General features: G+C 72.9%; 25 protein-coding genes and 1 tRNA gene. 14 read left to right on the top strand and 12 right to left on the bottom strand.

All coding sequences use genetic code 11. From position 1 onward, the window contains the following. The 7 genes from pknB to CLV35_RS03710 are packed head-to-tail and all read right to left on the bottom strand — an operon-like array spanning window position 1 to window position 8,994. On the bottom strand, window positions 1-1,767 hold the full coding sequence (gene pknB / locus CLV35_RS03740) for a Stk1 family PASTA domain-containing Ser/Thr kinase (RefSeq protein ID WP_121192040.1): 1,767 nt from the start codon (window positions 1,765-1,767) through the stop codon (window positions 1-3). Continuing rightward, window positions 1,764-3,440 carry a protein kinase domain-containing protein gene (locus CLV35_RS03735; protein ID WP_231121453.1) on the bottom strand — a complete coding sequence of 559 codons (1,677 nt, stop codon included), beginning with the start codon at window positions 3,438-3,440 and terminating at the stop codon, window positions 1,764-1,766. Before CLV35_RS03735 ends, pknB begins: the two co-directional genes overlap by 4 nt. After that, entirely contained in the window at window positions 3,437-4,894 is a 1,458-nt protein-coding gene (locus CLV35_RS03730) for a peptidoglycan D,D-transpeptidase FtsI family protein (protein WP_121192039.1), read from the bottom strand. Before CLV35_RS03730 ends, CLV35_RS03735 begins: the two co-directional genes overlap by 4 nt. Then, entirely contained in the window at window positions 4,891-6,294 is a 1,404-nt protein-coding gene (locus CLV35_RS03725; protein WP_121192360.1) for an FtsW/RodA/SpoVE family cell cycle protein, read from the bottom strand. The genes CLV35_RS03730 and CLV35_RS03725 overlap by 4 nt, the downstream gene beginning before the upstream one ends. A 14-nt stretch (window positions 6,295-6,308) precedes the next feature. Continuing rightward, entirely contained in the window at window positions 6,309-7,586 is a 1,278-nt protein-coding gene (locus CLV35_RS03720) for a Stp1/IreP family PP2C-type Ser/Thr phosphatase (protein ID WP_121192038.1), read from the bottom strand. A 4-nt stretch (window positions 7,587-7,590) separates the two neighbouring features. Next, entirely contained in the window at window positions 7,591-8,094 is a 504-nt protein-coding gene (locus CLV35_RS03715) for an FHA domain-containing protein FhaB/FipA (protein WP_231121451.1), read from the bottom strand. A gap of 33 nt (window positions 8,095-8,127) precedes the next feature. After that, a complete protein-coding gene (locus CLV35_RS03710) occupies window positions 8,128-8,994 on the bottom strand; it encodes an FhaA domain-containing protein (protein ID WP_121192037.1) in 867 nt (288 codons plus the stop codon). Between the two features lie 230 nt (window positions 8,995-9,224). Between CLV35_RS03710 and CLV35_RS03705 the strand changes: the two genes are divergently transcribed. Next, window positions 9,225-9,307 (top strand) — tRNA-Leu (locus CLV35_RS03705). A gap of 4 nt (window positions 9,308-9,311) precedes the next feature. Here CLV35_RS03705 and CLV35_RS03700 read toward each other — a convergent pair. Together CLV35_RS03700 and CLV35_RS03695 are read right to left on the bottom strand one after the other, a co-directional pair. Continuing rightward, window positions 9,312-10,205, bottom strand: a complete 894-nt coding sequence (locus tag CLV35_RS03700; RefSeq protein WP_121192036.1) for a hypothetical protein — start codon at window positions 10,203-10,205, stop codon at window positions 9,312-9,314. A 15-nt stretch (window positions 10,206-10,220) separates the two neighbouring features. After that, window positions 10,221-10,592, bottom strand: coding sequence for a hypothetical protein (locus CLV35_RS03695; protein ID WP_121192035.1), 372 nt, complete (start codon window positions 10,590-10,592; stop codon window positions 10,221-10,223). 136 nt (window positions 10,593-10,728) lie between these two features. On the opposite strand from CLV35_RS03695, the gene CLV35_RS03690 reads away from it, so the two are divergent. The 9 genes from CLV35_RS03690 to CLV35_RS03650 all read left to right on the top strand — a co-directional run bounded on the left by CLV35_RS03690 (window position 10,729) and on the right by CLV35_RS03650 (window position 20,404). After that, window positions 10,729-12,096 (top strand): FAD-binding oxidoreductase, encoded by a 1,368-nt coding sequence (locus tag CLV35_RS03690; protein ID WP_121192356.1) that lies wholly within the window; start codon window positions 10,729-10,731, stop codon window positions 12,094-12,096. Between the two features lie 4 nt (window positions 12,097-12,100). Next, window positions 12,101-12,523, top strand: a complete 423-nt coding sequence (locus tag CLV35_RS03685; protein ID WP_121192034.1) for an ester cyclase — start codon at window positions 12,101-12,103, stop codon at window positions 12,521-12,523. Further along, entirely contained in the window at window positions 12,523-13,755 is a 1,233-nt protein-coding gene (locus tag CLV35_RS03680) for a hypothetical protein (protein ID WP_121192033.1), read from the top strand. Before CLV35_RS03685 ends, CLV35_RS03680 begins: the two co-directional genes overlap by 1 nt. Next, window positions 13,737-15,197, top strand: coding sequence for a Dyp-type peroxidase (locus CLV35_RS03675; RefSeq protein ID WP_231121450.1), 1,461 nt, complete (start codon window positions 13,737-13,739; stop codon window positions 15,195-15,197). The genes CLV35_RS03680 and CLV35_RS03675 overlap by 19 nt, the downstream gene beginning before the upstream one ends. A gap of 214 nt (window positions 15,198-15,411) precedes the next feature. Then, on the top strand, window positions 15,412-16,059 hold the full coding sequence (locus CLV35_RS03670; RefSeq protein WP_121192032.1) for a TetR/AcrR family transcriptional regulator: 648 nt from the start codon (window positions 15,412-15,414) through the stop codon (window positions 16,057-16,059). Further along, on the top strand, window positions 16,056-16,889 hold the full coding sequence (locus CLV35_RS03665; RefSeq protein ID WP_121192031.1) for a phosphatase PAP2 family protein: 834 nt from the start codon (window positions 16,056-16,058) through the stop codon (window positions 16,887-16,889). The genes CLV35_RS03670 and CLV35_RS03665 overlap by 4 nt, the downstream gene beginning before the upstream one ends. 231 nt (window positions 16,890-17,120) lie before the next feature. After that, entirely contained in the window at window positions 17,121-18,488 is a 1,368-nt protein-coding gene (locus CLV35_RS03660) for an ABC transporter substrate-binding protein (RefSeq protein ID WP_121192030.1), read from the top strand. A 69-nt stretch (window positions 18,489-18,557) separates the two neighbouring features. Beyond that, window positions 18,558-19,511: a carbohydrate ABC transporter permease gene (locus CLV35_RS03655; protein ID WP_121192029.1), complete on the top strand. Its 954-nt coding sequence runs from the start codon at window positions 18,558-18,560 to the stop codon at window positions 19,509-19,511. A gap of 11 nt (window positions 19,512-19,522) precedes the next feature. Further along, window positions 19,523-20,404 (top strand): carbohydrate ABC transporter permease, encoded by an 882-nt coding sequence (locus CLV35_RS03650; protein WP_407938183.1) that lies wholly within the window; start codon window positions 19,523-19,525, stop codon window positions 20,402-20,404. Window positions 20,405-20,408: 4 nt separating this feature from the next. Here CLV35_RS03650 and CLV35_RS03645 read toward each other — a convergent pair whose 3' ends face one another. Beyond that, on the bottom strand, window positions 20,409-21,395 hold the full coding sequence (locus CLV35_RS03645) for a hypothetical protein (RefSeq protein WP_231121448.1): 987 nt from the start codon (window positions 21,393-21,395) through the stop codon (window positions 20,409-20,411). A 74-nt stretch (window positions 21,396-21,469) separates the two neighbouring features. Here CLV35_RS03645 and CLV35_RS03635 point away from each other — a divergent pair, with 74 nt between their 5' ends. Next, the gene (locus CLV35_RS03635; RefSeq protein ID WP_121192026.1) at window positions 21,470-23,113 is read left to right on the top strand and encodes an ArnT family glycosyltransferase; all 1,644 of its coding nucleotides are present in this window, start codon (window positions 21,470-21,472) and stop codon (window positions 23,111-23,113) included. Between the two features lie 6 nt (window positions 23,114-23,119). On the opposite strand, the gene CLV35_RS03630 is transcribed toward CLV35_RS03635, so the two are convergent. Then, a complete protein-coding gene (locus tag CLV35_RS03630; protein WP_121192025.1) occupies window positions 23,120-23,560 on the bottom strand; it encodes an acyl-CoA thioesterase in 441 nt (146 codons plus the stop codon). A 183-nt stretch (window positions 23,561-23,743) separates the two neighbouring features. Here CLV35_RS03630 and CLV35_RS03625 point away from each other — a divergent pair, with 183 nt between their 5' ends. Next, window positions 23,744-24,211 carry a DUF2231 domain-containing protein gene (locus tag CLV35_RS03625; RefSeq protein ID WP_121192024.1) on the top strand — a complete coding sequence of 156 codons (468 nt, stop codon included), beginning with the start codon at window positions 23,744-23,746 and terminating at the stop codon, window positions 24,209-24,211. A 107-nt stretch (window positions 24,212-24,318) separates the two neighbouring features. Next, window positions 24,319-24,819: a Rieske (2Fe-2S) protein gene (locus tag CLV35_RS03620; RefSeq protein ID WP_121192023.1), complete on the top strand. Its 501-nt coding sequence runs from the start codon at window positions 24,319-24,321 to the stop codon at window positions 24,817-24,819. A 42-nt stretch (window positions 24,820-24,861) separates the two neighbouring features. On the opposite strand, the gene CLV35_RS03615 is transcribed toward CLV35_RS03620, so the two are convergent. Then, the gene (locus tag CLV35_RS03615) at window positions 24,862-25,653 is read right to left on the bottom strand and encodes an SDR family NAD(P)-dependent oxidoreductase (protein WP_121192022.1); all 792 of its coding nucleotides are present in this window, start codon (window positions 25,651-25,653) and stop codon (window positions 24,862-24,864) included. Window positions 25,654-25,745: 92 nt separating this feature from the next. On the opposite strand from CLV35_RS03615, the gene CLV35_RS03610 reads away from it, so the two are divergent. Beyond that, entirely contained in the window at window positions 25,746-26,612 is an 867-nt protein-coding gene (locus CLV35_RS03610) for an Fpg/Nei family DNA glycosylase (protein WP_121192351.1), read from the top strand. Window positions 26,613-26,618 lie beyond the last annotated feature (6 nt).

Raw genomic sequence — 26,618 nt, 5'->3', positions numbered from 1 at the left:
TCACGACGGCTGCGGCTGCGAGGAGGCGTCGCCACCGCCGGCCGGGGGCTGCTCGCTCGCCGGCGGGCTCGACTGGGGCGGGGCGGTGTACTTGCCGATCACCAGGATGATCTTGCTGCCCTTGGGTGCCGATGTGCCTTGGCTCGTGTCGGGGATGGTGCTCTGGACCACTCCGTCCTGGCCGGGGTCGGTCACCGCGACGCTGCGCGAGGAGTAGCCGAAGTGGCCGTCGCTCGCTGCAAGGGTCTGGATGGCGTCGAGGCGGGCCTTGCCGACGACGTTGGGCACCGGCACCTTCCCGCTCGCCACCTGCACCTTGACCGTCGTGCCCGGGAGGACCGGTGTGTTCGGCGCCGGGTCCTGAGCGAGCACGGTGCCCTTGTCCTCGGCCGAGTCGGTGGGCGTCGGCACCGGGACCAGCCCCAGCGCCTGCAGGTCGTCGGCGGCCTCGGAGTAGTCCTTGGTCACGACGCTGGGGACCTTCACCTTGTCGGGCCCGCTGGAGACGATGAGCGTGACCTGCGTGCCCTTCTTGACCGAGCCCTTCGGGTCGGTGTCGACCACGTTGTTCTCCGGCACCTGCGCATCCGGCCGCGGCGTGGTCTTCGGGTTGACGGTCAGGTGGCCGGCGACCAGCCGGGCGGTCGCCTCCTGCACGGTCATGTTGGAGACGTTGGGCACCAGCACCTTGTCGTTGACGAAGTAGCGCTGGGCCAGCACGATGCCCCCGGCGACCACTGCCAGGACGGCGAGGGCGAGGAGCAGGTAGGCGCCACCGTGCCGCCGCGGCGGTGGCGGCGGGACCTCGCGGCGCTCGACGACCCGCTCCACCGGGACGCCGCGCTGGACCGTGGTGCGGGCGGCGACCGGCGGCAGGACCGTCGTGGCCATCGTGCCGTCGGTCGGCCGGGCCAGGACGGCGCCGCCCCCGCGGGCGCGCTCCACGTCGGCACGCATCTCGGCGGCCGTCTGGTAGCGGTCGGTGCGCTCCTTCGCCAGCGCCTTGAGCACGACCAGGTCGACGCTGCGCGAGATGGCCGGGTCGATGGTGCTCGGCGCGGGCGCGAGCTCGCGGGCGTGCTGGTAGGCCACCGAGACCGGGGACTCGCCGACGAAGGGCGGCCGGCCGGTCAGCAGCTCGAAGAGCACGCACCCGGTGCTGTAGAGGTCGGTGCGCGCGTCGACCTGCTCGCCACGGGCCTGCTCCGGCGAGAGGTACTGCGCGGTGCCGACGACGGCGGAGCCCTGCGTCATGGCCGAGGTCGCCTCTGCGACCGCGCGGGCGATGCCGAAGTCCATGACCTTGATGTCGCCGCGCGGGGTGAGCATGACGTTGGCGGGCTTGATGTCGCGGTGGACGATGCCGTGGCGGTGGCTGTAGTCGAGAGCGGTGAGGATGCCCGCGGTGATCTCGAGCGCCCGCTCGGGCAGCAGGCGCCGGCCCGACGCGAGCAGGTCGCGCAGGGTCGCGCCCTCGACCAGCTCCATGACGATGAACGGCACGCGGGCGCCGTTCACGACGTCCTCGCCCGTGTCGTAGACCGCCACGATCGTCGGGTGGTTGAGCGACGCGGCCGACTGCGCCTCGCGGCGGAAGCGGTCCTGGAACTCGGGGTCGCGCGCCAGGTCGGCCCGCAGCATCTTCACCGCGACGATGCGCCCGAGGCGCAGGTCGAGCGCCCGGTGCACCTCGGCCATGCCGCCGCGCCCGAGCACCTCGCGCACCTCGTAGCGGCCGCCGAGGACCACCGGTGGCGTCTCGCTCACGTGTCACCCTTCCCGGAGCCACCGTTGCCGCGGCCGTCGTGCCTGCCGGCACCGTGGCCACCTGCATGTCCGCCGCCTGCATTGTCGCCGCCGACTGCGACGGACTGCGGCGCCGCGCCGCCCTTGGACAGCGGCGCGCACGCGGTCGCGCCGTCCTTCGGCCACCAGACGGTCACGTCGTAGGAGTTGTCGCCGTCCGGCTGCACGTCGGCGACGGTGCACGCGGTGTGGCTGTCGTCCAGGGCCCGGTGCAGGCGCGCGAAGGAGAAGCCGGCGGCGCTGATCGCCGCGTAGGCCTCGGTCTCGGGCCCGCCCACGAGCGCGTCGGGGTCGAACGCCGCGCTGCTCGGGCTCGCCGAGGACGTGGGCGTGGGGGTCGGGGTCGGCGTCGCGCTGGCCGTGTCGCTCGGCGTCGGCGTCGGTGTCGTACGCGGTGTCGGGGTCGGCGTGGGCGTGCTCGCCCGCGTAGGGGTCGGGGTCGGCTCCGCCGCCGGCGTGGACGCCTCCGCCGACGGCGCTGGAGCCTCGGACGCCGCGGGCGACCCCGAGGTGGCAGTCGCGACCGGCGCGGCGGGTGCCGAGCCGGTGCCCGGGTCGGCCGAGCCCCCGTCGCCGCTGCCGCCGGTCAGGGCCAGGCTGAGCCCGTAGGCACCGCCGGCGACGATCACCACCGCAGCGGTGACCAGGGCGACGAGCGCTCCGCGCCGGCGCCGCGGCTCCGGGGTGAACGGGCGCAGCGCGGACTGGGCGCCGACCGGCGGCGCGAGCTGCTGGGCACGCGTGGGCGTGGGGTCCGGGCGCAGCGGCGGCAGCGCCGCCGTCTGGGCCGAGGTCAGCGTGCCCACCGCGCCGGCGGCACCCGCGCCCCGCAGCGCCTCGGCGCGCTCGGCGACCGCACGGTCGTCGGGCCGGGCAGCCGGGTCCTTGCCGAGCATGGCGAGGACGAGCTCCTTGAGCGGCGTCGGGATCGCCGGCGGCAGCGGCGGCGGCGCGTCCTGCGCGTGGGCGGCCGCCACGTCGACAGCGGTCTCACCGACGAAGGGCCGATGCCCCGCGAGGCACTCGTAGGCCACGACGCCGAGCGCGTAGACGTCGCTCGCGGCCGTCGCCGCGCGGCCGTGCGCCTGCTCGGGCGAGAGGTAGGGGGCGCTGCCCATGACCGTGCCCGTGGCGGTCAGCGGCAGCGCGTCAGCGGCGCGGGCGATCCCGAAGTCGGTGACCTTGACGGTGCCGTCCGGCGTGACGAGCAGGTTGCCGGGCTTGACGTCGCGGTGCACCACGCCGACGGCGTGCGCGGCCTCGAGGGCCCGGGCCGTCTGGGCGAGCACGTCGAGGGTGCGCGGCACGCCGATGGCGCCCTGCCGGTCGAGCACGGTCGAGAGCGGCTCGCCGGCCACGAGCTCCATGACGAGGTAGGGCGTGCCGTCGGCCTCGCCGAAGTCGTAGACCTGCGCGACGCCGGGGTGGCTGAAGGCGGCGGTGTTGCGCGCCTCGGCGCGGAAGCGCTCGTGGAAGTCGGAGTCGCCGGCGTAGGCCGAGTGCAGGACCTTGACCGCGACCTCGCGGCCGAGCCGGGTGTCGACGGCGCGCCACACCTCGCCCATGCCGCCGCGGGCGAGCAGCACCCGCAGCTCGTAGCGGCTCCCGAGGAGGCTTCCTTCGGACAGCGTCACGACGTACCTCCGAGCACTGCTTGCATCACGGCTCTCGCGATGGGTGCGGCAACCTGGTTGCCGCTGACTTCTCGAGCTGTCCCGCCGTTCGGGACGACCACGGCGACGGCGACCTTGGGGTCGTCGGCGGGGGCGAAGGACACGAACCACGCGTGCGGGTTCTTGCCGCCCCCGACCTGCGCGGTGCCGGTCTTGCCGGCGACGCGTACGCCGTCGATCCGGGCGTTGGTGCCGGTGCCGTTGGTGACGACGTCCTCCATCATCGTGGTGAGCTCGCCCGCGACCTCCGGCGTGACGGCCTCGCTGAGCTGCTCGGGCGTCGTGCGGTCGAGCACCGTCAGGTCGGGCCCGAGCACCCGGTCGACGAGGTAGGGCTTCATGAGCGAGCCCTTGTTGGCGATCGCCGCGACCACCATGGCCATCTGCAGCGGGGTCGACTTCACCTCGAACTGGCCGATGGCGCTCTGCGCGACCTGCGGCGGCGTCGGGTTGCCGGGGAACGAGCTGGTGGCCACCGGCAGCGGCACGGTCAGCTCGGTGTCGTCGAAGCCGAAGCGCTCGGCCTGCTCGCGCAGGGCGTCCGGGCCGAGCGCCATGCCGATCGCGCCGAAGGAGGTGTTGCACGACTTCTCGAGCGCGACCTGCAGGGTCGGGCTGCCGTCGCCGCAGGGCCGGCCGTTCTCGTTGGGCAGGTCCTTGTCGGTCTGCGGCAGGTCGAGGCTCGCCTGCCCGGGCACCTTGCCGAGCCGGGTGTACTTGCCCGACGAGAGAGCCGCGGCCGCCGTGACCAGCTTGAACGTCGAGCCGGGCGGATAGTTCTCGCCCAGCGCGCGGTCGAGCAGGGGCTTGGCCGGGTCGTCGTTGAGCGCGTCGTAGGCCTTCAGCACCGTGCCGGCGTCGTGGCTCGCCAGCGGTGTCGGGTCGAAGGTCGGCAGGCTCTGCAGGGCGAGGATCTTGCCGGTGCTCGGCTCGATGGCGACGACCGCGCCGACCGAGCCCGCCTTCTGCAGCCCGACCGTGGCGGCCTGCTGGGCCTTGGTGTTGAGCGTGAGCTGCACGGCCCCGCCCTGGATCCTCTGGCCGGTCACGAGGTCGATCGGCCGGCGGATGCGCAGCCGGTCGTCGGTGCCCGACAGGACCGGGTTCTGCGCCTTCTCGATGCCGGTCTTGTCGAACAGCGACCAGTAGCCCGTGACGTGGGCGAACAGCCCGCGGCTGGGATAGGTGCGCTGGTAGACGAGCTGGTCGTCGGTCTTGACGCTCGTCGCGATCGCCCGGCTGCCGACGTTGATCGGGCCGCGCTGCTTGCTGTACTCGAGCAGCAGGACCCGCCGGTTGCCCGGCTTGGCGTTGAGGCTGCCCGCCTCGACGGCCTGCAGGTAGTTGACGTTGAGGATGAGCAGCGCGAACAGCACCATCATCGCCGCCGCCATGCGCCGGAGGGGGCGGTTCACGGCTGCACCGCCGGCTGTCGCCCGGTGGTCGCGCTCGCGGTGCTCGCGGCCGTCGACGGTACGGGTGCGGGGCGCCGGGCCGCGTCGCTCATGCGCAGCAGCAGCGCGATGATCATCCAGTTGACGACGAGCGACGACCCGCCGTAGGAGAGGAACGGCGTGGTCAGGCCGGTCAGCGGGATGAGCCGGGTGACACCGCCGACGACGACGAACACCTGGATGCCGATGATGAAGGACAGGCCGGCCGCGAGCAGCTTGCCGAAGGCGTCGCGGGAGGCGATCGCAGTGCGCAGGCCGCGCTCGACGATGATCCCGTAGAGCAGCAGCACGGCCATCAGCCCGGTGAGCCCGAGCTCCTCGCCGATCGAGGCGACGATGAAGTCGCTCTTGGCCAGCGGGACGAGGTCGGGCCGCCCGAGGCCCAGACCCGTGCCGAGGATGCCGCCGGCCGCCAGGCCGAAGAGCCCCTGCGTCAACTGGGTCGGGCCGAGCTCGGGGTGGGCGAAGGGGTGCAGCCAGGCGTCGACGCGCACGTGCACGTGGCCGAAGGACTTGTAGGCGAACCACCCGCCCACGGCGAACAGCAGCGCGCCGAGGATCAGCCAGCTGCGCCGCTGGGTGGCGACGTAGAGCAGCATGACGAACGAGCCGAAGAACAGCACCGAGGTGCCGAGGTCCTTCTCGAAGACGAGGATCGCCAGGCAGGCGAGCCAGACGAGCATCAGCGGGCCGAGGTCGCGCCCGCGCGGGAGGTCGACCCCCAGCACCCGCCGCCCCGCCAGCGCGAGCACGTCGCGCTTGACGACGAGGTAGCCCGCGAAGAACACCATCAGCACGACCTTGGCGGCCTCGCCGGGCTGGAACGAGAAGCCGAGGGCGCGGATCCAGATGCGCGAGCCGTTGAGCGTCACGCCGATGCCCGGCACCAGCGGCAGGAGCAGCAGCCCGATGCCGAGCACCATCGCGGTGTAGGTGTAGCGCTGCAGGGTGCGGTGGTCGCGCACGCCGATGAGCACGAGCGCGAAGAGCGCGACGCCCACGGTCATCCAGGTCAGCTGCGAGAGCGCGTCGCCGCTGGGCAGCGCGCCCCGCGCCTCCTCGCCGCGCTTCACGTCGGCGAGGTCGAGCCGGTGGATCATCGCCAGGCCGAGCCCGTTGAGGACCCCGACCGCCGGCAGCAGCACCGGGTCGGCGTAGCGGGCCGTCCGGCGCACCACCAGGTGGGCGGCGAGCAGCAGCACCGCGAGGAACGCGCCGTAGGTGCCGAGGTTGGCAGGGAGCTCGCCGTTGACGCCGAGGCCGACCGCGGCGTACGCGCCCACGAAGACCAACCCGCCGACGACCAGCAGGAACAGTTCCGCGCCCCGTCGGCTGCGCGTCGCCTGGGGGGTCAGCGTCATCGCGCTGGTCGTCGTCACGACGTCGCTCCCGGGCTGGCGCTGGGAGTCGTGGCCAGCTCGTCGTCGGCGTCGTGGCACTCGGCGGCGTCGGGGGTCTGCCGGCAGCGTGCCGCCTGCTCGGCGAGGGTCGTGACGCGGACGCGGGCGTCGGCGAGGCTGTCGGCCGCGATCCCGTCGTTGAGCTTCTGCACCGCGAAGTCGGGCAGGTCGGTGAGGGCGACCGGCTCGTCCTGCACCACCGAGGACAGCGAGACGCCGGCGAGCGACTGCGGCAGGCCGCGGTAGATCGCGACGTGGCCCTCGTGGGCGCCGACGTAGTACTGGCCCTGCGACCAGTGCCAGGCGCCCCACCCGCCGGCGCCGAGCGCCGCAAGGGCGAGCACCAGCACGAGCGCGATCGGCCAGCGCCGCGGCCGCTCGGGCGGCGGGGGCGTCGCCACCTCGATGGCGGCAGGACGAAGAGCGGCCGCGCGCTGGGCGGCCGAGGGCCGCGGCAGCATCCCGCCGCCGCGACCGGCGCGCTCGTCGGCGACCGCGCCGACCACCTGCGGGACCTGCGACGGGCTCGCGCCGGTGTCGACGACGTCGGCCACCACGACCGTGACGTTGTCGGGGCCGCCGGCGCGCAACGCGTACTGCACGAGCGACTCGCACGCGGCGTCCGGGTCGACGGCCTCGGTGAGCACCTCGTGAAGGGTCTCGTCGGAGACCACGCCGGAGAGCCCGTCGCTGCAGAGCAGGTAGCGGTCCCCAGCGCGGGCCTCGCGGACGGAGAGGTCGGGCTCGACCTCTCCGTGGCCGGAGAGCGCGCGGGTGATCAGGTTGCGCTGGGGGTGGGAGCCGGCCTCCTCGCGGGTGATGCGGCCCTCGTCGACCAGTGACTGCACGAACGTGTGGTCGTGGGTGATCTGCTCGAGCGAGCCGTCGCGCAGCAGGTAGCCGCGCGAGTCGCCGACGTGCACGAGCGCGAGGCGGGAGCCGGTACGCAGCAGCGCGGTGAGCGTCGTGCCCATGCCCTCGAGCGCGGGGTCGCCGAGGATCATCGCGCCGATCTGCTCGTTGGCCGCGGTCACGGCGGCGCGCAGCGAGGTCAGCAGGTCGTTGCCGGGCGGGTCCTCGTCGAGGGCTGCCATGGTGGCGATCGCCAGCGAGCTCGCGACCTCGCCGGCGACGTGCCCGCCGACGCCGTCGGCGACCGCGAGCAGCCGCGGGCCGGCGTAGCCGGAGTCCTCGTTGCCGTCGCGCAGCAGGCCCACGTCGGAGCGCGCGGCGAACCGCAGTGCCGTCGCCATGCGCCTACTTCCGCAGCTCGAGGACGGTGCGGCCCACGCGTACGGGCACCCCGGCCCGCACGCTGGTCGGGCTCGCCACGCGGGTGCGCTCGACCCAGGTGCCGTTGGTGGAGCCGAGGTCCTCGACGTACCACTCGTCGTCCTGGCCGAACAGCCGCGCGTGGTGGCCGGAGGCGTAGTCGTCGGCCAGCACGATCGTGTTGTCGGGCGCCCGGCCGACGGTGATGGGCACCGGTCCCAGTGGGACCGTCGTGCCGGCGAGCGGGCCCTCGGTCACGACGAGCGTGGTCGGGGCGCCACGGCGGCGGCGCGGCTCCTTCGGCGCCCGGGAGGCCCGCGCAGGGCGCTCCGCGCGGATGGCGCCGCCCGAGCCGGTGCCGCGGCGCGCGAGCCGGGTGCCGAACAGGTCGGAGCGCATGACGCCCACGGCGGTCAGCACGAACAGCCACAGGACGGCCAGGAACCCGAGCTTGATGACCCCGAGCGTGAGCCCCGAGAGCTCCTCCACGTCACCAGCCCTTCGTCGCCGCTGCTGGCGAGATCATCGCAGCCCCGGGACGAAGGAGTCGGGGTCCTCGCCGGCGGGTCCGTAGGCGTCGGGTCGCAGGGCGACCGCGTCGCTGTGGAAGACGACGGTCGAGCGGCCCAGCACCACCGTGTCGCCGTCGCGCAGGTCGGTGTCGCGCACCCGCTGGCCGGCGACGATCGTGCCGTTGGTGGAGCCCAGGTCGAGCAGCCGGGCGCGGGACCCTGCGACCTGGAGGGATGCGTGCCGGCGCGAGACACCGGGGTCGTCGAGGCGCAGGTCGGCCTCGGAGCCGCGGCCGATGACGGTGACGCCCTGGCGGAGGGGTACGCGCGCGCCCTCCACCTCGAGCCACGGCTCGGGGGTGCGCGCGACCCGCTGCACGACCGTCGCGTCGGCGCCGCGCGGGACGGGTGCCGGAGGCCGCCGCTCCTGCTCCGACCAGGCGGCCCCCGCCGGAGCGGGGGCGGGTGCCGGGGCCCGGCGCGCCTCGACGCGGACGGGCGGGGGTGCCGCGTCGGCCCGCGAGCGCACGCGGAACATGCCGGTGTCGAGGTCGTCGTGGCGCTCGAACTCGACGCCGACCCGGCCCGTCGGCGAGTAGCCCTGGGCCTCGGCGTGCTCGGCCACCATCGCGGCCAGCTCGGCGCGCAGGGGCTCGGACCAGGGGTCGAGCCGCTCGGAGTCGCGCGGGCTGAGCTCGACGACGTAGGAGTTGGGCACCATCACCCGCTCGCGGGAGAGGACCTGGGCCTTGTCGTCGGCCTCGCGCTGCAGCGCGGCCGCGATCTCGACCGGCTTGACCTCGGACTTGAAGGCGCGGGCGAACGCGCCGTTGACGAGGGTCTCGACGCGCCGCTCGAAGCGCTGCAGGACGCCCACGGCACCTCCCTCGTCTCGCGTCGTCGGATCCCGCCGGGGCCTCTGCCAGGCGGAGTTCGCTCGTCGGCGCACCAGCGGTGGCGCACCCCGATCGTAACGCGCAGGGGCCGCGGGACGTCCCGACGCGTACGCGTGCCTGTGGAGGCTGCTACCCTCAGGGACTGCAACGTCCTGCTCCGGCTGCCCGGAGGTTCGCTCCGCGGTCGCTCCGCGTGGGTCCGGCGGTGCATGCGCGAGTGGCGGAATGGCAGACGCGCTGGCTTCAGGTGCCAGTGCCCGAAAGGGTGTGGGGGTTCAAGTCCCCCCTCGCGCACCCCTCACCTCCTCGAGGCACTGCCTCCGGCGGCGCGCGCGGGCGCTGCGCCGGCGAGATCGCCGGCGAAGTCCTTCGCCCACCACAGGAACGACGACGCATGCTCCGCGTGCGCGAAGCCGTCACCCGCCAAGGCGCGCAACAGGTCGTTGCTCCAGACCACGAGCCGGCCCAGGGTCATCGACGTCCTGTCGGCCGCCGGCAGCTCGAGGCCCCAGATGGAACGCGCCAGAGCGCGCTTGCCGACGTCGGGACTCCCGTAGGTCACGATGGGCAGGAACCGGTCGGGCTCGACGATGCAGAGGACCTTCGTGAGCAGGGCCTCCTTCCACCCCTTCATGCCGATGGGGCAACCAGGCTGCACGAGGTAGGTCAGCCGGTCCTCGATGACCTGGTCCTCCGGGCCGTAGAGCAGGAACCGCACGGACTCCGCGACCCGTCGCGCGCCCTCCCGCGGCCCGAGGTCCTTCCACTCGTTGTTGAAGACCGTCATCTGGCCCGCGTAGGCCCCGACCGGGCTGTTGGCGAAGAAGTGGAACGCCTTGGGGTCGGCCCGGTCGAGGCCGTCCTCGGCGAAGACCCGCTGATAGGTCGCCCAGAACTCCGCCACGCGCGGCTCAGGGGCCGGGTGCTCCGCGAGGAAGCGCGCCTTCAGCGCCTCGACGCGGGCGCGTCGGTCAGGCTCCACCTGCTCGGGCGTCGGGAAGTCGGCTCTGGACCGCGAGTACGCCTGCACAGCCGGGCGTCGGCCGCCGGCCGCGCGAGGCACCGGCTGCGGGTCCCCGGCGACCCAGACCTCGCCGCACCGCTGGCAGCTGTAGCGGCGCCGCTGGTCGGTGAGGACGTCGAGCACGTCCGGTGAGCGAGAGCCGCAGGAGGGGCACAGGGTGTCGACCATCGAGCCATCCTGCGCCTACTCCCCCGACGCGGCCACCAGCGCCAGCGCGGTGTTGGTCGCCGACACCAGGGTCGTGACGACCGCAGCACGGCGGGGGAGGTCACCGCGTACCCCTGCCGTCGCCGCCGACAGCGTGTCGGTGGTGTGGATCAGGACCGCGAGCTGCACCGCCCGCCGGCGCTGCTCCCCCTGCAGCACCAGAAGGTCGGCGCCGATGAGCACGGTGCGGATCCCGAACATGCGGAAGGGGTAGAAGCCCGACCGGTCCAGCCGGGTGTCGGTGCCGAGGCGGCCGAGCAGCAGCTGGGGCGCGAGCAGGCCGGCGGCGCCGTTGACGATGCGGATCGTGGCGAGCGTCTTCCGCGCAGCAGCGGGACTCAGCAGCATGGCTTCCCCTTCGCGCAGAGCCGTTGTCACGACGGTGACGCCGGTGGTGCGCCCCTGTCAATGTCTGGGAGGGCAGGCGCTTGACACGGACCTGCCCCGGTGGTGTGTTGTGATCAACGGCGCCCAGGAGGCCCCCATGCAGTCGATCCGAGTGTCGAACTGGTTCGGTTCGATCGTCTCCGCGCCGCGGGTCGTCGTGGAGGTCGAGACGGTCGAGCAGATCGTCGAGGTCATGCGCGACCCCGAGCGCTATCCCGCTCCTGTGCGCGCCGTCGGGTCCAACCACTCGACGACCCCTTGCGGCGTCGCCGAAGGCGGCACGCTGCTGGTGATGCGCAAGATGGACCGCATCCTCGAGATCCGCGACGACACGGTGACGGCGCAGGCGGGCGCGCTCTACCTCGACGTCAACATCCTGCTGCGCAAGAACGGCCTGCAGTTCTACGTCAACGTCGAGCTCGGCAACATCACCATCGGCAGCGCCTGCACGGGCGGCACCAAGGACGCGTCGTTCGCGGGCGAGTTCGGCCAGCTCGCGTCCTACGCGGTCGCGATCAAGATGGTCACACCCTCCGGCGAGCTGGTCGAGTTCACCGAGGACGACCCGGAGCTGCTCCAGGTGGCGCGCTCGAGCTACGGGTTGTTCGGTGTGGTCTACGAGGCCACGTTCCGCGTGCGCCGGCTCGACGCCCTCAGCGTCCACCACGAGCACTTCACCTTCGAGCAGTTCGCCGCCCGGCTGCCCGAGCTCAGCGCCCGCGGCGAGTCGATGATGCTCTACATCAACCCCTTCACCGACAGCGTGACCGTCGAGTTCCGCCACTACGAGCCGGTCGGCGACCCGCGCACGCTGACGTCCTGGCAGTGGAAGCTGCGCAACTACGTCTGGAGCCACGCCGCGCCACTGTTCGGCCATCGGGTCACCACCCTGGTGAGGAGCAGGCGTCTGAGGGGCTTGCTCTACGACCTCTACAACCGCTTCATCGTCTTCGCCCTGCTGACCTTCGTGAAGGGCGAGCGCACGGCGGCCATGGCGCAGCAGATCCGCTACCCCGTCGTGCCCACCAACGCCCGCTACACCTTCAGCATCTGGGCGTTCCCCGAGGAGCGCTACGTCGAGTGCCTGCGGGCCTACTTCGCCTTCACCAAGGAGCACTACCGCCGCACCGGCTACCGCGTCGACCTCCTCAGCGTGGGCTACCGCATCAACGACGACCAGAGCTCGCTGTTCTCCTACAGCTACAACGGGACCGTCATCACGTTCGACCCGGTGTCCACCGGCAGCGAGGGCTGGGACCAGTTCCTGCGGGCCTACAACCAGCTGTGCAGCGACCTCGGCGGGGTCCCGCTGTTCAACCAGACCAACTTCCTGACGCGCGAGCAGGTCGACAAGGCGTTCGGCTCGCGCATCGAGCAGTTCGACGCCCACCGGCGGCGCTACGACCCCGGAGGCCGGCTGCTCAACGACTACTTCCGCGAGCTCATCGCCTCACCGGGCGCCTGAGCCGGTGGACACCGAAGCCGTCGCCCGCAGCTACTTCGACAAGCTGACCAACGCCCACGACGTGTCCTACGTCGACACGCTGTTCACCGAGGACATCGCCTTCCACGACCCGGCCTGGGTGCCGACCGGGCTCGCCACCGGCCACGCAGAGGTCAAGCGCTTCTTCGGTGTCTTCTTCAAGGCGTTCCCCGACGTGCACTTCACGATCGACGACATCCTCTGGCAGGACGACAAGGCCGCCGTGCGCTTCACCTGGACGGGCACGCACCGGGCCAGCTTCCTCGGGCTCCACCTCACCGACCGGCACGTCTCCGTGCCCGGCATCGACATCTTCCACCTGCAGGGCGACCGGATCCGCGAGGTGCGGGTGGCCTTCGACCGCTTCGAGCTCGTCGAGCAGCTCGGCGGGATCCGGCACCCGCTCTGATGCCCCACCAGGTCGCGGTCACCATCCGCGCGGCCGTTCGACCCGGGCGGCTGCCCGGCCTGCGCGAGGTGCTCACCGCGATGGCCGACGACCCTGCCGCGAACGACGTGCTGCCCTTCGCCGAGCTGCCCGGGCTGCACTTCGCGCGGGTGGTCGTCGTCGACGAGCAGACCTCTCCGCTCCTCTTCCTGATGCTCGACTGCGACGCGCCGGAGCGCCGGCTGCTGAGGGCGCTCTCCCAGCACGAGGGACTCGACCGGCTCCTCGGCTGCTGCCAGGGCTACCCCGCGGTCGCGCGCCCGTCGGGACGTGCCCGCTTCCTGCGCAGCCACCGGCAGAGGAGCGCCGTGGTCTACGTCCACGACGTCGGACGTACGGTGCAGCAGGTACGCCTCGAAGCCCGCCTGCGCGCCGCGCTCGAGGACTCCCTCGACGAGGGCGGCCCGGTCGAGAGATCGTGCCGAGAGGTGCGTGAACGGCTCCGCCGCGAGGTCGCGTCCCGGCCCGACCTCACGGAGGCGCTCGACCGGCCCGCCCGCCCGGCGCTGCGCTTCCGCCTGCGTGAGGCGGCCCACCGCGTGGCGGTGCCGGCTGCGCTGCTCGTGCTGCTGCCGGTCGTGCTGCCGGCTCTGGTGCTGTGGTTCCTCGCGCTGCGCCGGCACGAGCGGCGGGACCCGGCCGCACGCGTACCCCTCGACCCGGCGCGGCTGCGCGCCCTCGGCGACGCCGAGGACTACGGCGTCCAGAACGCCTTCACGAGCATCGCGCCCGTCAAGCCCGGGCGCTTCTGGTCGGTGTCCTGCAGCATGTCGATCGCCGTGGGCGACTACGTCGCCCGCCACGTCTTCAACCACCAGGGCCTCTCGGGCCTGCGCACGGTGCACTTCGCCCGCTTCGACCGCGTCGGCGACCGGATGCTGTTCACGAGCTACTACGACGGCAGCCTCGAGAGCTACAACAACGACTTCGTCGACCAGATCGCGTGGGTGCTCAACACGGTCTTCGGCGTGGAGGAGGGCTTTCCGCGCACCCGCTGGCTCGTCCGCGACGGCGCGCACGACGAGGTCGGCTTCAAGGCGTTCATCCGCGGCCACCAGATCGAGACGCCGGTGTGGTGGTCGGCCTACCCGGAGCTCGCGGCCGTGACGGTCGACGAGAACGCGGCGATCCGTGCCGGGCTGCGCGGGCCGATGACCGAGCAGGAGGCGGCGCGGTGGCTGGCACGGCTCTGAGCAGGCGAGGGCGGCTCGCGATCGAGCGAGTCGACGAGGACGACGTGCAGGCGCTGGTCTTCCAGGGCTACGGCAAGCTGCGCGGCGCCTGCTACCTCGTGCTCGAGGTGGTCGACCCGGCTCGGGCCCGCGGCTGGCTCGCCTCGCTGGTGCCGCGGGTGAGCGCCGGGTCCGGGCGCCCCGACGGGCGTGCGGTCAACGTCGCGGTCACGCACGAGGGCCTGCGCCGGCTCGGGCTCGCTGAGGCGTCGCTCGCCGAGTTCCCCGTCGAGGTCCAGGAGGGCATGACCAGCCCGCACCGCAGCCGACTGCTGGGCGACGTGGGCGCGGCAGCGCCGGCGGGCTGGGAGTGGGGCGGGCCGGGGAGCCCGTCGCCCGACCTGCTGCTCCTGCTCTACGCGCCCGACGACGAGCAGGTAGCCCGCCTGCGCGACGAGGAGGCTGCGCGCGCGGAGGCGTCGGGCCTGCGGCTGGTGCGCGCGCTCGACACGCACGACCTCGGGCCGGTCGAGCACTTCGGGTTCCGCGACGGCGTCTCGCAGCCGGCCATCGCCGGCTTCGGCCGCCCGGGGCCGGCGATGCACACCGTGCGTGCCGGCGAGTTCGTGCTGGGCTACCGCAACGAGCACGACCAGGTGCCGCCGACGCCGACGGTCGACGCGGCCACGGACCGGCTCGACGTGCTCCCGGAGACGGCCGGCGGCCGGCGCGACCTCGGCCGCGACGGGTCCTACCTCGTCGTCCGGCAGCTCGAGCAGGACGTCCACGCCTTCTGGCGGTTCCTCGACCAGTGCACGCGGCGGGCCGACGGCAGCAGCGACGGGGCGGCTCGCACCCGGCTCGCGGCCCGCATGGTCGGTCGCTGGCCCGGCGGCGCGCCCGTGACGCAGTCGCCCGAGCACGACGACCCGGCGCTCGCGGAGTCGAACGAGTTCGGCTACGCCGCGGACCTCGCTGGACACGTGTGCCCCGTCGGCGCGCACGTGCGGCGCACCAACCCGCGCGACTCGCTGCCGCCGAAGCCCGGCACCGACGCTTCCGTGGCCGTGGGCAAGCGCCACCGGCTGATGAGGCGCGGCCGTGAGTACGGCCCGCCGGTCGACCTCGCCGGCGTCCTGGCCGGCGGCGAGCTCCCGCGCTGGGACGACGAGGCGGGGGACGTACGCGGCCTGCACTTCCTGTGCCTGTGCGCCGACGTCGCCCGCCAGTTCGAGTTCGTGACGCACACGTGGGCGCTCAACGCCCAGTTCGACGGCCTCTACGACGACGCGGACCCGCTGCTCGGCGGCCACCTCCCCACCGGTCACAGCTTCACCGAGCAGGCGGTGCCGGTGCGCCGGCGTACGCGCGGGCTCCCCGCCTTCGTCACCGTCCGCGGCGGCGCGTACTTCTTCCTGCCCGGCGTCCGGGCGCTGCGCTACCTCGCCGCGCTCGGCGGCTGAGCGCCGTCCGTCGCTGTCAGACCCGGGGTGCACGGTGGTGCTGGCCCCACCTCGCGGACTCCAGCCAGCACCGTGGGCGCGGGCCGCCCGACCGGCCAGGCTGGGACCACCGGCCCGGTACCGCGCTGCGCCGACCGGGTGATGTCGGGACTGGAGTCCCTGGCATCGAGGAGTACGGTACGGTACCGTACTCGGGACAGGAGAGGAGGGGCTCGTGACCGTGCTGTCCGCACCCCCGACCACCGTCGACGGGCCGCCCGCGGCCCTGTCGGACACCTCGCCCTGTGCCCAGCTCGACGCCCGTGAGCGCGAGCTCTGCACGGTGGCCCTCGACCTGCTCGCCGAGACCGGCTACGAAGCGCTCTCGATGGACGCGCTGGCCAAGCGCGCCCGGGCGAGCAAGGCCACGATCTACCGGCGCTGGTCCAACAAGGCCGAGCTCATCGTCGACGCCCTGCGCCTGGTGGGCGACTGCGGCTTCGTGGTGCCCGACACCGGCAGCCTGCGCGACGACCTCCTCGAGGCCGCCCGCGCGTTCGGCACCGTGGCGGCCAGCCGCTCCGGGCTGTTCGCCAGCGTCGCCCACGCGACCAAGACCGACGAGCGCCTGTGCACCGCGGTCCGCGAGCGGCTCACCGAGCCGCGGCGCCGGGTCATGGTCGAGATCGTCGAGCGCGCCGTGGCCCGTGGCGAGCTGCCGGCCGGCGCAGCGCGCCTGCCGCTGGCGCACGACCTGCTCCCCGCCCTGCTCATGGCCCGGCTGGCGATGCGCCAGCCCGTCGACGAGTCCTTCGTCCTCGACCTCGTCGACACCGTGCTGCTCCCGGTGCTGCGGCAGCCCGTCCTGGAGCAGCAGCCGTGAGCGCCCCCACCCTCGAGCGCACCGCTCCCGCCGTCGTCCCCGCCGCCCCCGTGGCCCGCGTCCTGCGCGCGCCGCTGCGCGCCCTGCCGGCGGCGCGCGAGCTGCTGCTGCTGGCCCTGCTCTACGTCGGCTACACCACCAGCCGCCTGCTCGCCGACGGCGACGTCGCCGAGGCCCGCCGCCACGCGCGGCAGGTGCTGTCGGTCGAGCGGTTCCTCGACATCGACGTCGAGCACGTGCTCAACGACGCGGTGCTGCACGTGCGCTGGCTCGAGGTCGGCGCCGCCTACTGGTACGCGGTGCTGCACTACGTCGTCACACCCGCGGTCCTGCTGCTCGTGTGGCGCCGCGGCCCGGCGGTCTACCGGCCGGCGCGTCGCGCGCTGGTGCTGGCGACCGCTGCGGCGCTGGTGGGCTTCCTGCTCTTCCCGACCGCACCACCGCGCCTGCTGGGCGGCTACACCGACGTGCTGGACGCGACCTCCGCCTGGGGCTGGTGGGGCGCGCACGCCTCCGCACCACGCGGCCTGGGCGGGGCGACCAACGAGCTCGCCGCGATGCCCTCGATGCACGTCGGCTGGGCGGTCTGGGTCGCGCTGGTGCTGGCTGGTCTCGCGAGGCACAGGTGGCAGCGGGCGGCGGCCTACGCCTACGCCGTCGGCACCCTGCTCGTCGTGGTCGTGACGGCCAACCACTGGCTGCTGGACGGCGTGGTCGGTGGCGCGCTCATGCTCGCCGCGCTGGGCGTGGCAGGGGTGGCGCCGGTCGCGGGCCGCACCACTGCGTCCCGCCGCACGCCGATTTCTTTCGCCCAGGCAAGGACTTTCTGAGCGTTTCGCCCTTCTGAGTGATCGGTTTCGTCCGATAGCCGGCCGCGTCGGTGCACGTTATTGATTCGTGACCGTCGAATGCTTGGCCAGGGGCTCCCACCTCCGTACGGTGCGAATGTCCGGTCCAGCAGAGCAGGCCTCGACCTCGTCCTCGCGACCCCCGTGGTCGCGTCGACCACCGAAGCCCGGTCTGCGGGCACGTGTTAGCGCTCACAACGAAGAGAGTCCGCTATGACACACGAAGAACCAGACGGCAGCGTCTCACTCGACGGGCTCCCGGCCTCGACCCGCCGCACCTTCCTCGCCCTCGCTGGAGGTGTCGGTCTCGCCGGCGCGCTCGCCGCGTGCGGCGGCGACAGCGGCGGGGTGGGCGGCAGCGCCTCCGGCGGCGGTGGGTCGACCAGCTCGGCGGGATCAGGCGGCGGCGGGGGTGGTGGCAGCAAGCCGACCCTCAGCCAGTGGTACCACCTCTACGGCGAGGCCGGCACCCAGCAGGCGGTCATGCGCTACGCCAAGGAGTACCCCGACGCCAACGTGAAGGTGCAGTGGACCCCGGGCGACTACACCTCGAAGCTGGCCTCCGGCCTGCTGTCGAACAACGGTCCTGACGTCTACGAGAGCAACGTCGACGTCGACTCGGTCAAGAGCGGCCAGTGCGTCGCGCTCGACGACATCGTCAACAAGGCCGACTACACCGACGCCGACATCAAGGCGACCTCGGTCGACGGCAAGATCTACGGCGTCAAGATCGTCGACGACATGGGCCTGCTCTACTACCGCAAGAGCCTGCTGTCGAAGGCCGGCGTCCAACCGCCGACGACGATGGACGAGCTCATCTCGGTGACGAAGGCGCTGTCCAGCAACAAGATGAAGGGCCTCTTCATCGGCAACGACGCGGGCGTCACGCCGGCGTTCGGCGGCGGGTCGCTGCTGGGCCAGATCTGCTGGGCGGCCGGCAGCGACTTCCTGACACCGGACGGCAAGCCGGGGTTCCTGACCCCCGAGGTCAAGCAGTCGTTCCTCAAGCTCCAGCAGCTGGCCAACAGCGGCACGATCCTGCTCGGCGCCCCCACCGACTGGTGGGACCCGTCGTCGTTCACCCAGGGCCTCGCCGCCATGCAGTGGTGCGGCCTGTGGGCCTACCCCGGGATCCAGAAGGCGCTCGGCGACGACGTGGGCGTCGTCCCCTGGCCGAAGCTCTCCGCCAGCGTCGGCAAGCCGTCGACCTTCCTCGGCGGGTGGACCTCGATGGTCAGCGCCAAGTCGAAGAACGTCGACGCGGCCAAGGCCTACACGAAGTGGCTCTGGGTCGACAACGAGAAGGACCAGGAGGACTTCAACACCTCCTACGGCTTCCACGTGCCGCCGAAGAAGGCGCTCGCGGCCAAGGCCACCAAGCTGCAGAGCGGCGTGCCGGCCGAGGCGCTCAAGATCTTCAACGACTACGCGGTGCCGGGCAACCCCATGTGGACGCCGAAGATGAACTCCGCCTACGCCGACGCCGCGACCGCCATCGTGCGCAAGAAGGGCGACGTCGACTCCAACCTGGCCAAGGCCAAGGCCGTCGTCGAGTCAGAGCTGGCCCGACTCTCCAAGTGATCCCGCGCCGCAGGGCCGGCACCCGTGCAGGGTGCCGGCCCCGACGGCTCTGACGGACAAGGAGTGTCCATGAGCACAGTTGACGCCACCACGGCTGTGGGACCGACTGCCACGACTGCGCCGCCGCGGCGGCGCCGGCGGGGCAACAAGGGAGCCACCCGCGCGTTCTGGCTGTTCGCGGGCCCGTTCCTGCTGGGCCTGGTCGTCTTCGTCTACCTGCCCATCATCTGGAGCGCCGTCCTCAGCTTCACGAGCGCCCAGAACACGGTCACCTCGACCAACTTCATCGGCTTCGACAACTACGTCGACCTGCTCAAGCCGGGCCCGTTCCGCAGCAGCCTGTGGACCTTCACGATCTTCGCGGCCATCATCGTGCCGCTGACCTTCGCCCTGGCGCTGCTGCTCGCCGTGCTGCTCAACCAGGTCACGATCGCGAGGGCGTTCTTCCGCTCCGCGTTCTTCCTGCCGACCGCGTGCTCCTACGTCGTCGCGTCCATGGTGTGGAAGCTGTCCATCTTCAACGGGGTGCGCTTCGGCTTGGCCAACCAGGTCATCGGCGCGTTCGGCTTCGACAACATAGCGTGGCTGTCGTCGATCAGCCCACCGTGGTACTGGCTGGTGCTGGCGACGGTCCGGCTGTGGCTGCAGCTCGGCTTCTACATCATCCTGTTCCTCGCCGGCCTGCAGCGGATCTCGCCCGAGCTCTACGAAGCGGCCTACGTCGACGGCGCGAAGCCCGGCTGGCAGACGTTCCGCTTCATCACGGTCCCGCAGCTGCGCACCACGTCGGTGTCGGTGCTGCTGCTCCTGCTGATCGCGGCGTACCAGGCGTTCGACGAGTTCTACAACCTGCTGGGCAACAGCTCGCTCGCGCGTCCGCCGCTGGTCTACCTCTACTACACCGCGCAGGGCAACCAGGACTACGGCCACGGCAGCGCCGGCGCGATGATCCTGGCCATCCTCATCATCATCGTCACCCTCGTGCAGGGCAGGATCTTCGGCTTCGGGAGGGCGGAGAAGTGAGCACTGCCACCGTGGCGCAGGACGCCCCCGTCACCTCGCACACGCACCGGCCGCACCACCGCACACCCGGCTCCGTCCTCGGGGCAGTGGCGCGCTACGGCGCGCTGGTCGTCGCGACGCTGCTGTTCCTGCTGCCGTTCTACCTGATGCTGCGCAACGCGCTCTCGGCCGAGACCGACATCACCTCGCCGGACTGGACGCTGTTCCCGAAGTCGCTGCACTGGGGCAACGTCAAGGAGGTGTTCGACGACCCGTCGGTGAGCTTCAAGCAGAGCCTCATCAACTCGTCGGTGATCGCGCTGGCGCAGACCGCCGGCACCGTGCTGCTCGCCTCGATGTGCGGCTACGCGCTGGCCCGCATCCCCTTCAGGTTCTCGACGCCGATCTTCTACGCGGTGCTCGTGACCCTGATGGTGCCGCCGGCCGTCACCTTCGTGCCGAGCTTCATCATCGTCTCGCGGCTGGGCTGGGTGAACTCCTACCAGGGCATCATCGTCCCGGTGATGTTCAGCGGGTTCACGGCATTCCTGTTCAGGCAGTACTTCCTGAACTTCCCGAAAGAGCTCGAGGAGGCCGGCCGCATCGACGGGCTGGGCTACCTCGGCGTGTTCTTCCGGATCGTGGTGCCCAACTCGATGGCGTTCTTCGCCGCCATCTCGGTCATCACGGTGATCGCCGCGTGGAACCAGTTCCTCTGGCCGCTGGTCGTCGGCCAGGACCCGTCGAAGTGGACCGTGCAGGTCTCGCTCTCGACGCTCCTGACGGCGCAGACCATCAACCTGCACGAGCTGTTCATGGCGGCGCTGCTCTCGATCGCGCCGCTGGTGCTGGTGTTCGTCTTCCTCCAGCGCTACCTGGTGCAGGGCGTCGCGGAGACGGGCATCAAGGGCTGAGGCCCTACTCGAAGACGACGTAGTCGGGCCGGGGCCGCAGTCTCATCACCTCGCGGGGTGTCATGAGGCGGTGGCCCCGCTCCACGTCTTCCTGCAGGAAGAGCTTGAAGCCGGTGCGCACGAACGACGGGGTGTCGGCCACGATCTGGCGGTAGGTCCCGGTCTTGGCGCCGGGGCTGCCGATGCCGTCGACCGACTTGAGCAGCACCACGCCCTTGTGCGGGTGCAGCCGCCTCTCGTCGCGGACGATCCGCGGCGAGAGCTGGTGGTAGACCATCACCTTCTCGGGCAGGTGCCCCTCGGCGACCACCGAGGCGAGGTAGGCCGCGACCACGTCGAGCTCACTGCCGGTCGTGTGGCCGAAGTTCCGGCCGGGCAGCTCGTCGTCGTCGACCGCCCACTCGGGGTCGAGCGCGATGCCCACGTCCGGCTCGCGCAACCACTTCTCGTAGGCCTGTACCTCGGGCAGGAAGTCGGCGCGGCCCGGCTGGATGCCGAGCAGCAGCACGGCGTGCGCCTTGCGCGCCGCCCGCAGGTACTTCTCGACGAGCGCGTCGTCCGAGCGCGAGCGGTAGGTCTTGTCCTTGCCCGCCGAGCCGTGCACGAGGGTCGCGAGGAACTCGAAGACGGGTACGACCGTGCGCCCCTTCGCGGCGTAGGGCGCCGAGCGCGCCTTCAGCTGCGCGCCCTTGCTCTCCAGCGTGCCGGTGCCCAGGATGCCCAGCGTGCTGGCGTGCTCGTGCCCGGCGAAGCCGACGAGCAGGTGGCCGGGGAACAGCGGGCCGCGTCCCCACGGCGCGACCGCTGCGCGCCTCGGGGTCGGGGACGGCGTGGGCGAGCTTGCTGGGCTGGTCGTCGGGGCCGTCGGTGTGCTGGGGGCCGGCGACGGCGTACCGGGCTGGGGTGCCGTCGCGGTCGACGCGCCGTGCGAGCAGCCGGCGAGCAGCGCCGCCGCGAGCGCCGTCGCGGCGGCCCGGTGCCGTGTGCGCATCCCGCCTCCTCGCTGCCGTGGTCGAGCCCCAACCTTCGCAGGTCGGGCCCGGGCGCCAACTACCCTGGCAGGCGATGGCTACGTCGGTCGCACCCGAGCTCGGGGCCGGAGCCGGCGTGGCGCCGGCTCCCGGCGCGGTCCGTGCGCGCCACGCCCGACCGCGTACCAGTCGTCTCCCCGACCTGCTGGTCGGCCTCGCGTTCGTCGTCGCCGAGCTCGCCGTGCTGTGGCGCACCCGGCCGGCGCCCTACTGGGGCGACTCCTACGAGGTCTACCGGCACGCGCTGGCCTGGCCCGAGCGCGGCTCGGAGCCGGTGCACCACGCGCTGCGCATCGGCACCCTGATCCCGGTGCGCGGGGCGATCGAGCTGCTCGGCCGGGGCCAGGGCTCCTACTACGCCTGGCCCGCGCTCTGCTCGGTGCTGCTCGTCGCCTCCACCTACGCTCTGGCGCGCCAGCTCGGCGGGTTCGCAGCCGCGGTGCTGGCGACGACCGCGATGGTGCTGACGCCCGCGCTGGTCGACGCCGGGTCCGGTCAGAACCTCACCGCGTTGCAGCTGACCCCCGACGTGCCGTGCGCGGCGTTCCTGACGCTCGCCTACGCGCTGCTGGTCGCGGGCTCGCGGCGGCGCAACCCGCTGTGGCTGGCCGGTGCGGGTGCCGCGCTGGGCTGGGCCTACCTCGTGCGCGAGTACGCCGCCTTCGTCTTCCCTGCCTTCCTCGTCGCCGTGCTGGCGCTCAAGGTGCGGCCGCGGCGCTGGGTCTGGCTGGTCCTCCCGGCGCTCGCCTGCTACGCCCTTGAGCTGGCCAACGGGCAGTACGTCTACGGCTGGCCCTTCGCCCGGCTGACCGAGGCGAGCAAGCACGGGTCCGAGGGCGCGGGGGCGACCACCAAGGACCGCGCGCTCAACGGCTTCTGGGACGCGCTGCAGTCCAACCCTCGCGGCACGACGATCGGGGTTCTGGCGCTGGTCGCGGTCGCGGGCGTCGTGGTGGCCCACCGGCACCGCCTGGCCGCGCTGGTGCTCGGCTCGTGGCTCGCGGCGTTCTGGCTGGCCCTCACGCTGACGGGCGGGTGGCTGCACCCCGAGGCGCCCTCGCTGCGCAACTTCTACATCCGCTACTGGATCCCGGTGCTGCCCGCCGCCTACGTCGGCTCGGCCGTGGTGGCCGTCGCGCTCGGCGGGCTGCTGCTGCGGCTGCTGCCCTGGCGCTCGCTCCGGGTCGTCGTCGGCTCGGCGGCGGTGGTCGCGGCGCTGGCGTGGTACGCGGTGCCCTCCGTCGACCTGTTGCGCCACCCCGGCAACGACGAGCCCGCCTGGAACGCCGTACGCGCGTGGCTGGTCCACAACGAGCCGCGCCGGGTGCTGGCCGAGCCGCGCGCCGCGCGGACGCTGACGTTCTACACGCGCGAGCCGGTCGGCGGCGACGTCGTGTGGGGCGGGGCCATCGACGCCTACCTGGGCGACTTCGACCCGTCACGGCCGCCGGCGCTCAACTCGAGCTTCCGCGGCCACCTGCCTGCCACGCGCTACCCCGCCGACGACGCGCTGCTCGTCGCGCCGACCGGGCCGAAGGGCGAGCACCTGCCCGGCACGTCGCTCTACTTCGACGCCCCGATGGACGACGACGGCTGGACCGAGGTGCTCGACGTCTACCCGCTGCGGCTCTACGTCGCCGACCGCTCGGCGCTCGCGAAGCGGCTCGGCCTCGGCTGAGCTGGCTCAGGCGTCAGGGCTGAGCAGCGCCTGCGCGTCGGCGCGGGCCTCGTCGGTCCACGGCGTCGGGCGACCGCTCTCGGGGTCGACGCGGACGACGACCCGGCTGCCCTCGGCGTGCACGACCGAGCGGTCGGCCGACTCGACGCGGAAGCGGTAGGTCACCGAGGTGGTGCCGACCTTCGCCACCCAGAAGTGCACGCTGAGCGGGCCCGGGTGGAGCACCGGCACGCTGTAGGTGATCCGCAGCTCGCGGACGACCTGGATGACGTCGGGCTTGGTGGGCTTTCCGTAGCGGAAGCTGTAGCCGCGCGCGGTCCAGTAGGCCGCCAGCGCGCGCTCGACGAGCACGACGTAGCGCGAGTTGTGGAGCATGCCCAGCGCGTCGAGGTCGTCGAAGTGCACGTCGACGGTCTCGACGGCACCGGCCGGCGTGTCCTCGGGCATGCTGCTCCTCCTCCGGCGGCCCGTCGGCCGCGCGCGACGACAGTAGGCCGTGCGGGCCCGCGTGCGGGCGGGCGGGTGCTCTGAACGCGTGCTGAACGCGTACGTGCACGGACGGTTGAACACGCAGCCACTGACGTACGTTTCCCCCGGCGTCGCACGACGCCAGGCACGGAGGAGCGGACCATGGGACCCACGCACATCAACGGGCTGCCGGCCCACCCGCTGCTCGTGCACGCGGTGGTCGGGCTGGTGCCCCTCGCGGCGATCCTCGTCGTCGTGGCCGCCGTGTGGCCGGCCGCGCGCGTCCGGCTCGGGGTCGTCCCGCCGCTCGTGGCGCTCGCCGCTCTGGTCTCGATCCCCCCCACCACGCACGCCGGCGAGGCGCTCGAGCACGACCTCGGCGTGGAGAACCCGCTCGTCGAGAAGCACGCGCACCTCGGCGACCAGCTGCTGCCGTGGGTCGCCGTCCTCTTCGTCGTCGCGGCGGTGGCGTGGTTCCTCATGCGCCGGCCGGCGACGCCGCGGGCGCTGCACGCCGTCACCGCGGTCGTGGCCGTCGTGGTGGCCGTGGGCTCGACGTGGATGACCTACCGGATCGGCGACTCCGGCGCCAAGGCGGTCTGGGACGGCGTGGGGGCGTCGCGCAGCTGAACCTGTGAACTTGCACAGGAAGTGAACGCGACCGCCTCGGCGCCCGTTCGACAGGGACGACCGACCCCGCGACGCCCTCGAGGCCTCGACCAGACCCCGGAGCACCCATGACCTCGTCCCCCGTCCTCGGCCGCCGCGCGATGCTCGCCGGAGCGTGCCTGACCTGCGTCGGAGCCGTCGCCGGCTGCTCGTCCTCGTCGGGCTCCGACTCCGGCTCCGCGCCTGCCCAGCCCGCCGGCTCCGCACCCGCCGCGGCTCCCAGCGCCGCGGCGTCGAGCTCGGCCTCGGGCTCGGCGTCGGCCAGCGCGTCCTCCGGTTCGAAGGGGCTGGTGGCGCTCGCAGACGTGCCCGTCGGCTCGGGCGTCGTCGTCGACGGCTCCGACGGCCCGCTGGTCGTCGCCCAGCCCCAGGCCGGCACGGTCGTCGCCTACTCCGCCATCTGCACCCACCAGGGCGTGGTCGTGGGCGTCGACGGCGACCAGGCCGCCTGCCCCGCCCACGGCTCCCGCTTCCGCCTCAGCGACGGCTCGGTCGCCCGCGGCCCCGCCCCGAAGCCCCTGCCCAAGGCCAGCGTCGCCGTCCAGGGCGACCAGGTCGTCCTCGCCTGACCCGACCCTCAGGACCGCGATGGCTTGCGAGCGGTGCGGAGCTCAGACCCCGCGCAGCATGCCCCCGTCGACGGGGTAGGTGCTGCCGACGGAGTAGCTGGCCCGCTCGGAGCAGAGGAACACCATGAAGTCGGCCACCTCCGCCGGCGTCGCGAAGCGGCCGTTCGCCGCGTGCTCGCGCGCGACGCCGTCGAGGTGGGCCTGCCAGTCGCCGCCGCTGTCGGCCGTGAGCTGCTTGGCCGTCTTGACCCAGTCCGGCGTGAGCACCAGCCCGGGGTTGATGCAGTTGACCCGGATGCCGTCGCCCACGACCTCGGTGGACAGCGTCTTGCTGAACATCATCAGCGCGGCCTTGGTGACGTTGTAGATCGGCTCGTACGACAGCGGCTGCACCGCGCAGATCGACGCGTTGTGCAGCACGACCCCGCCCCCGCGCGCCCGCATCGTGGGGACGAACCCGCGCGCCAGTCGCACCGCGGCCATGACGTGCAGGTCCCAGTAGGCCTGCCACTTCTCGTCGGGCGCCTCCTGGATCGTCTCGTTCGAGCCGGACCCGGCGTTGTTGACCAGCACGTCGGCGCCGCCGAAGCGCTCGGTCGTACGCGCCACCAGCTCCGCGCACCCGGCTGCCGTCGCGACGTCGCAGGCCAGGGCCAGCGTCTCGACGCCGCGCTCGGCCGCGATGCGTCCGGCCTCGGCGGCGAGCCGGTCGGCCCCGCGGGCCGCCATGACGACCGAGGCGCCCTCGGCCGCGAACCCCTCGCTGACGGCGAGCCCGATGCCGACGCTCGCTCCGGTGACGACGGCGACCTTGCCGGCGAGTCCGAGGTCCATGTGCGCTGCCTTCCGACGCTGGGAGACGCTGAGGGCGCACATCGTCGCACCGGTAGGTGCGAACGCCCCCGCCGCGGGGCAGGATGATCACCGTGCCGGAGCTTCCCGAGGTCGAGGCGCTCGCGAGGTTCCTCACCGAGCGCGCCGTGGGCCACGTCGTGGCGCGCGTCGACGTGGCCGCGATCAACGTGCTGAAGACGTACTCACCGCCCATCACCTCGCTCGGCGGGCTGGCCGTCGAGTCGGTCACCCGGCACGGCAAGTTCCTCGACATCGACGTCAGCGGCCTGCACCTGGTCATCCACCTGGCACGTGCCGGCTGGCTGCGCTGGTCCGACACCCTGGGCGCGACCCCGCCGAAGCCGGGCGGCAAGGGACCGATCGCGCTGCGCCTGCACCTCGACGACGGCTCGGGCTTCGACCTCACCGAGGCCGGCACGCAGAAGCGGCTCGCGGTCTACCTGGTCAGCGACCCGCTCGAGGTGCCAGGCATCCGCACGCTGGGTCCCGAGCCGCTGGCCGAGGAGTTCACCGTCGACGTGCTCGCCGGCATCCTGGCGCGCGCGGGCCGCCAGCAGGTCAAGGGCGTGCTGCGCGACCAGTCGGTGATCGCCGGGATCGGCAACGCCTACTCCGACGAGGTGCTGCACGCGGCGCGGCTCTCGCCGTTCAAGCCCGCCTCCGGCCTGAGCGCCGACGAGGTCGCGCGCCTCTACGCGGCGGTCGAGACCACGCTCGAGGACGCGGTGGGTCGCTCGGTCGGGCTGGCCGCCGGGAAGCTGAAGGCCGAGAAGAAGATCGGCATGCGCGTGCACGGCCGCACCGGCGAGGCGTGCCCGGTGTGCGGCGACACGGTGCGCGAGGTGTCCTTCGCCGACCGCTCGCTGCAGTACTGCCCCACCTGCCAGACCGGCGGTCAGGTGCTCGCCGACCGGCGGCTCTCGCGGCTGCTCAAGTGAGCCGGG

Origin of the sequence: Motilibacter peucedani (assembly GCF_003634695.1) — a bacterium.
Classification (GTDB): domain Bacteria; phylum Actinomycetota; class Actinomycetes; order Motilibacterales; family Motilibacteraceae; genus Motilibacter; species Motilibacter peucedani.
Note: the sequence above shows the minus strand (reverse complement) of the source record. Positions and strands in the feature narration are given on the sequence as shown.